The sequence below is a fragment of the Staphylococcus sp. GDX8P80P genome (assembly GCF_017893095.1).
Lineage (GTDB): Bacteria > Bacillota > Bacilli > Staphylococcales > Staphylococcaceae > Staphylococcus > Staphylococcus borealis.
In genome coordinates this window covers 1-1,305 of sequence record NZ_JAESMI010000038.1, presented here as the reverse complement: position 1 = coordinate 1,305, position 1,305 = coordinate 1, and the positions used below count along the sequence as shown (strand labels likewise).

At 32.4% G+C, this 1,305-nt stretch carries 1 protein-coding gene; it reads right to left on the bottom strand.

Annotated features, from left to right (window positions below; all coding sequences use genetic code 11):
* The coding region (locus KA858_RS04850; protein WP_348634753.1) for an IS110 family RNA-guided transposase at positions 1-1,152 on the bottom strand (1,152 nt) is incomplete at its 3' end.
* Positions 1,153-1,305 lie beyond the last annotated feature (153 nt).

The window sequence follows — 1,305 nt, the reverse complement described above, 5'->3', positions numbered from 1 at the left end:
AAAATGAATTGTTTTTAATAATCGATTTATACATGCGATGACGGCAGTCTTATGAGGTTTCTCATTAGGCTGCTTTCTTAGTTTGTAATAATAATCGACAATATGATTATCATAATGATGTTGTCCCCTTAGAATATTCATAACTACCCAAAATAAAAGTTTTCTCGCTTTTTTATTACCACGCTTGTTGATTGTATCTCTACTGTGTGTCCCACCTGATTGATATCGTTTGATATCAATACCTACATAAGCATTGAGTTGTTTATTTGATTTAAAGCGTGTAATATCACCAATTTCTCCAATTATCATAGCTGCACTCAGCTTACCAATACCAGGTGTCGAAAGGATACTTTCAAAACAATCAAGTTGTTGTGCTAATTGAATCATGTCCTTATCTAATTGCTTAAGACGCTGTATAGATGATTTTAATTGTTGGATAAGTAAGCGTCCTTTTTCAACTAGAAACGAATGTCTATCGACATTGGGGTAACTTTCTGAAGCAATATTTACTAATTGATGTGCATAATTTTTGGCTTTGCCCGTTGATAGACCTTTGTCTGTAGAATCCAATATATGTGTAATAAGTGTGTCTTCATCTAAATCAATAACCATATCTGGATGCGTAAAAATTTCTGCGATATTGAGTGCAATAATTGAATATCGATTACTAAATAATTTTTCTAAACCAGGAAATGTTTGATGTAATAGTTCAACAATCTCAACCTTAAGACGATTTTGGTCATTATCAATTTCTAGATGAAAACGAGCACGTTCTCTTAATTCAAAGAATATTGAATCATGTGTAGTAGAGTTGTCCATTTGTCCTAGATTCGGCGCTAATTGAGCCAATTTGTGAGCGTCAGCCTGATCTGTTTTCCAAGATCTTAAAGAACTAGTTCTAAATTTGGCTTCTAATGGATTCATTTCAATATACTTCACATGGTTAACCTGACAAAATTGAACTATACCTCTTGAATACACACCGGTAGATTCAAATATAAGTTGAGGTTGATCAAGTTTTTTTAAGTATTTAAGTAACTGATTATAACCATTTTTATTATTCTGAATTGTAAATTCCTTTTGGAATTTATCTTCAAAATAATGTGCGATGACGCTCGTTCTTTTACTAATATCAATGCCTAAATAATCCACGAAATTCCTCCTTAATTGTTTTGAGAAGCTGAAACTTTACTTAACCTTTCTCATTTCACTTTCCTCTACACGGCTTCAAGAGCCCAACATACTACAAACGAATTTCAAAAGGCGAGAGTAAAGCTGACTAGTATTTTAATACGGATTTAAAAT